Source organism: Actinoalloteichus spitiensis RMV-1378 (genome assembly GCF_000239155.1).
GTDB lineage: Bacteria > Actinomycetota > Actinomycetes > Mycobacteriales > Pseudonocardiaceae > Actinoalloteichus_B > Actinoalloteichus_B spitiensis.
Map to the genome: position 1 here is coordinate 1 of NZ_AGVX02000528.1, position 4611 is coordinate 4611.

Genomic DNA, 4611 nt, shown 5'->3' on the forward strand with positions numbered 1-4611 from the left:
GACTTGGCGGCGAGGACGGCGGCCCGCCGACGGCGTCCGGTCCCGACAGGCCAGGTGCCCTCGACCGCCCTCGACCCCGGCCGGGGCCACCCCGGGTGGCCCCGGCACACCCCCTCACCCCGAGGGGCTCAGGCAGCCGGCCTCCGCCCGACCCCGCGCTCCGGCTCCACCTCGACGTCCGAGGCTCCCACCCGTGGACCCGCCCCGCCCCGGCGGTAGGCGCGTAACTCGCAGCGCACCTGGTCCACGACGCGACGACGTCGCCGCGATCGACGCACGTGCCGCGCCAGCGGGCAGACCAAGGTCACCACCCACCAACTCATTATGATCCCGATCACAGTGGCACTCATCATGGACATGATCACCGCCTCCTCCGTGGGCCGGGAGCACGGGCCACCGGAGGGATGACGCCCCACCGGTGATCTTCACCCGAACGGATCAGTACGGCGGTCCTGGTGCCTGGGCACGCACCGGAGCACACGGCCCGGTCGGCCCGTCGGGCGCTTCCGGCGTCGCGCGGACAGGGCCGTCCGGGCTAGGGCGCCTCGGTCCCCTGCCCCACCGGCGGAGCACATCGCCGGCCGCCGCCACCGAACAGGTGCCGTGGTGCACCCGGTCAGTGGATCCGCACGGCTCCCACCTCCTGGTTGACTGGAAGCGCGTCCGATCACCGCGCACGCCAACACTCCACGGAGGGGTCGGCATGACCTCAGACGCGTCCGACCGGGTACGACACCTCTTGCGATCGTTCGAGGAACGCGCACGGCAGGTCACGGAACTCGGCCAGCGGTTGAGCGGAGTTCGAGGAGTCGCCACCAGCTCCGGGGGCGTGGTGACGGCGACCGTCACCCCTTCCGGAGCGCTCGTCGACCTCCGCCTCTCCCCGGCCGCCGCCGGCCGGAACCACGTGGCTCTGCAACAGGAGATCCTCCAGACCGTGCGCGCGGCGACCCGCGACGCCGCCGGCCGGCTGGAGGAGATGGTCGATCCCGTCCTCGGCGCGGACGCCCAGCGCGTCCGGGAGGCGGTGTCCTCCGCGGGCGACGTCCCGGCCTCCCGGACCGACGAGGGGCCACCGCCGGCGCCACGGGGCGACCCCGCCGACACCCCGTCCGACGACCCTCCCGAGACCTTCCTGCGGTAGGGGGCGGCGTGAGCGGGTTCGATGTCGATCCGGAGGCGCTGCTGGCACACGGAGCCGGTAGCGAGCAGCTCGCGGACAAGTTCGAGGCGCTGGCGTCGCTCCTCGACCGCGCCAGGGTGGACGACCAGTGCTTCGGCCCGATCGGGGACGCGCTGCGCCTCAGCGCCGGGTACCACTCCGCGCTCGAGGAGTGCGAGGAGCTCGCCGCGCAGGCGGCCGGATTCCTGCGGACCGGGGCCGAGATGACCAGGGAGAGCGCCGCCACCTACCTCGGCGTGGACGACGGCCTCACCCGGGCTCTGGACGCCATCGGGGACGCCCTCCCGGGTGGTGGACGATGACCGGTCCGCCGAGCTTCGAGGAACTGAACGAGAACGCGGACCAGCGCGGGTGGTTCGACCAGGCCGCGGCCCGGGGCAGTTCGTGGTCCGGGGCGTACCAGGACCTCCAGGACGCGACCACGCCCCCCGAGATCACCGCCGCGACCATCACCGGACGCCTGGAACTGTTGGAGGCCATCCGCTCGCCTGGGCAGGCCCTGGTGAGCAACGGGCTCGGGTTCCTGGTGTCCATCGTGCTCAGCCCGCTCGTCGAGATCGCCGAGTGGGCGATCGGTGATCCGGAGCAGATGCGGGCCACCGGAGAGGGCTGGGAGGAGGTCGCCCGCTGGCTGGACGAGGTCGCGGAGGCCGAGAGCCGACGTGCCGAGGCCACGGAGGACGCCTGGCGGGGTGAGGCGGGGGACGCCTTCCGCTCCCGGTTCACCGAGTTCGCCGACGGCGTCGCCGCCCTCGCCGCCGACGTCCGCGACCTGCGGCAGATCCTCGACCTGGTCGCCGACCTGTTCGACGCCTTCGTCGAGTTCACCATCCAGCTGATCACCGAGCTGGTCATCGGCCTGATCGTGTCCTGGTTGGCCGCGCTCGCCGCGTCCTGGATCACCGCCGGGGCGTCGGTGGCCGCCGCCAACGTGACCACCACCGTCCAGGTCGGGAGCACCGGGGTCCGGCTCACCATGCGGGTCACCAGGCTGCAACAGCAGATCGGACAGCTGGTGCGCAGGCTGGAGACGCTGCTCACCCGGCTGCGGGGCCCCTTCCGCGACCTCATCAACCAGGCAGGGGCGTTGCGGAGCGGCGGCGCCGCCCAGCGGTTCGCGATGCGGCGTGTCGACGGGAATCCACTGGTCAACATCTTCACCAGGGCGGACGGGAGCACACTCGCGTCCACCACCGGCAACCGCTTCTCCTCCGGTGTCGAGGGCACCCAGGCGCTGGCCACCAACATCAGCGAAGCGGTGCTGCGGAACGCCCTCGGTGGCCAGACCAGGACCAGCGGGGCGGCGATGGCCGCCGCCGGGGACCAGCTCACCTCGGCCGCGATCGAGCAGGGCGCCGAACTCGCCCACGACGCGGCGACGCCCGAACCCTCCCCGGAGGAACGACAGGCCGCCCAGGAACGGGGGTTCCAGTGGTAGAAGTGCTGGCGGCACGGCACACCTGGTGCGCACCGGACGAACGCATCCGGCTCGCGACCCCGCTCGGGGCCCGGCTGAGGTTCGACGTCGCCGGCCTGGACGAACGCGGCGCTCCACAGCGGGGCTGGCTCGCCAGGACCTCCGGCAGCGTCGGCGGCGCGGCGGGAGGCGCGCTCCTCGGGCTGGCGGACGCCCTCTCCGGCAACGACAACCTCAGCTCCGACCCGGACCAGGTGCCCACCACCCTGGTCACCGGCCCGGGCCCGAGGTGCCTCGCGGTGTCCGCCCTCGGCGGGCTGGACACCCTCGACCCGGGCGACCACTGGTTCCTCACCTCGACCCGGTTGGCGCTGCTCTCCTTCCGGCCCCCCGACACCGAGGGGACCGGGTCCATCGGCGGGACACCCGCCGGGTCCGACACCGGGCTGTTCGACCGGGCCCGGCGCCTCGGCAGCGGCCTCCTCGGGCACGGGGACGCGGCAGCCCCAGCGCTCCGCACCAGCCTCCCGACGGCCACCGCACGGGTGGAGCTGCCCGCCGCCCGGATCCGGTCGGCCGAGGTGGTGGCGAGGCGGCGGGGTGCTGGCAGCAGCGGCGTCCACCCGCACTACCTGCGGGTCGTCCTCGACGACGGTTCCGCGCTCGAACTCGCCGCCCCGGGAGGGACCGAGGCGACGGCCCGCCGCATGCTCGCGCTCGTGTCCTCCTGCCCCACCCGATCCCCCGAATGACCCACCCGATCCCCCGAACCAGAACGGAACCCCCTGGTGTCCCGCGATCTCACCGCACGCGCGTTGTCCCGAACCTGGACCCGGGCCGACCAGGGTGAACTGCTGCTCGCCGTGCTCGGCGGGGCCGGGCACCTGGGAGCGACCCTCGCCGGTTCCGTCCACCTGCCCCACCGGCCCACCACACCCAGCCCGCTCAGCGCCAACCCGGGCACCCCGTCGCCCCCGCTCACCGCCCCGCTGGCGACTGGCAGGTGGTGGGACGACGAGTGGGCCCACGACCCGGCGATGGGGGGATGGATCACCGGGGGCAGCCCGGGCGAGCACGCGGTCCGCCTGGGCGACGCGCTGACCCACGCCGGACCACGCTGCCGCCTCGCCCTGTCCAACCGCCGGGTCGCGGTGCTCGTGGAGGCGGGCGAGGTGGCGGGGGGCGAGCGGGCGCCCGCCGCCCCGAGCGGCCAGGAGTCCGGGTTCGGGGGTCGCCTGGGCGGTCTGCTGCGGCAGGTGCGGGGCGGGACTGCTGAGCGCGGTGTCGTCACCCTGCACGAGGTGGTCCGCCCGGAGATCCGGACGGTGTCGGCGGTGCCGCTCGGCCGCACCGCGCTTCCCGAGTGGTTCCTGGCGTTCGCCTTCGCGGACGGCTCCTCCCTGCTCGTCCGCCACGAGAACCCCGAGCAGCTGGTGGAGACACTCCGGCTGAACCCGTGATCGGGCGGCCGGTGTGGGCGGCCCCCACGACAGCAGTACCACGGTCGACGCGAAACGGGTGCCAGCGATCCGACCACACCGGTCCACCCCCGTGCGGTGCCACGCGCGCCTCCACCGCCGGATCACCGCCCGTGGAGGGGCCGGGGCAGCGCGTTCCGGTGTCGTGCTGCCGGCTGGGCGTCCGGCCAGGTCCGTGACTCCGCCACTCGGCTTCCGCGACCAGGGCGCAGGGCACGGCTCGTCGTTCGCTGAACCCGGGCGGGAACCACCCCTGCGACTCGACGGCCGTGATGCCGGCACGGCATTGCTCACGGGGGTCAGCACGTCCAGGACCCGGTTCGGTGCCGGACGAAAGGCGCCCTTCGCCTCCCCTCGGCACATCACCGGCCCACGCCGTGTACGACACCCGACGCGCGGCGCGGCCGGGCGTCGCTCGAGATGGCCCCCGGGCGTTGGGTTCTCCGCGTGCCCACGCGCCTCGACCACTCGCGCGGCAGCAGCACGAACGGCGGGTGCTCACCGCCGGACGGCACCCGGCCGCCGGTTCAGCC

General features: G+C 74.3%; 5 protein-coding genes. All 5 read left to right on the top strand.

Annotation, left to right across the window (positions count from 1 at the left end; translation table 11 throughout):
* Positions 1 to 703: 703 nt before the first annotated feature.
* The 5 genes from ACTIDRAF_RS30255 to ACTIDRAF_RS0221020 are packed head-to-tail and all read left to right on the top strand — an operon-like array spanning position 704 to position 4060.
* The gene (locus ACTIDRAF_RS30255) at positions 704 to 1144 is read left to right on the top strand and encodes a YbaB/EbfC family nucleoid-associated protein (protein ID WP_016700687.1); all 441 of its coding nucleotides are present in this window, start codon (positions 704 to 706) and stop codon (positions 1142 to 1144) included.
* Between the two features lie 8 nt (positions 1145 to 1152).
* Positions 1153 to 1485: a hypothetical protein gene (locus tag ACTIDRAF_RS32185; protein ID WP_016700688.1), complete on the top strand. Its 333-nt coding sequence runs from the start codon at positions 1153 to 1155 to the stop codon at positions 1483 to 1485.
* Complete coding sequence (locus tag ACTIDRAF_RS0221010) at positions 1482 to 2621, top strand: WXG100 family type VII secretion target (protein WP_016700689.1); 1140 nt, start codon at positions 1482 to 1484, stop codon at positions 2619 to 2621. Before ACTIDRAF_RS32185 ends, ACTIDRAF_RS0221010 begins: the two co-directional genes overlap by 4 nt.
* Positions 2615 to 3352, top strand: coding sequence for a hypothetical protein (locus ACTIDRAF_RS0221015; protein ID WP_157163180.1), 738 nt, complete (start codon positions 2615 to 2617; stop codon positions 3350 to 3352). Before ACTIDRAF_RS0221010 ends, ACTIDRAF_RS0221015 begins: the two co-directional genes overlap by 7 nt.
* Before the next feature lie 36 nt (positions 3353 to 3388).
* A complete protein-coding gene (locus ACTIDRAF_RS0221020; protein WP_016700691.1) occupies positions 3389 to 4060 on the top strand; it encodes a hypothetical protein in 672 nt (223 codons plus the stop codon).
* Positions 4061 to 4611 lie beyond the last annotated feature (551 nt).

What these genes read in the sequence shown, in the direction of transcription:
- ACTIDRAF_RS30255 (WP_016700687.1), top strand. Translation starts at nt 704, where the DNA reads ATGACCTCAGACGCGTCCGACCGGGTACGACACCTCTTGCGATCGTTC.
- ACTIDRAF_RS0221010 (WP_016700689.1), top strand. Translation starts at nt 1,482, where the DNA reads ATGACCGGTCCGCCGAGCTTCGAGGAACTGAACGAGAACGCGGACCAG.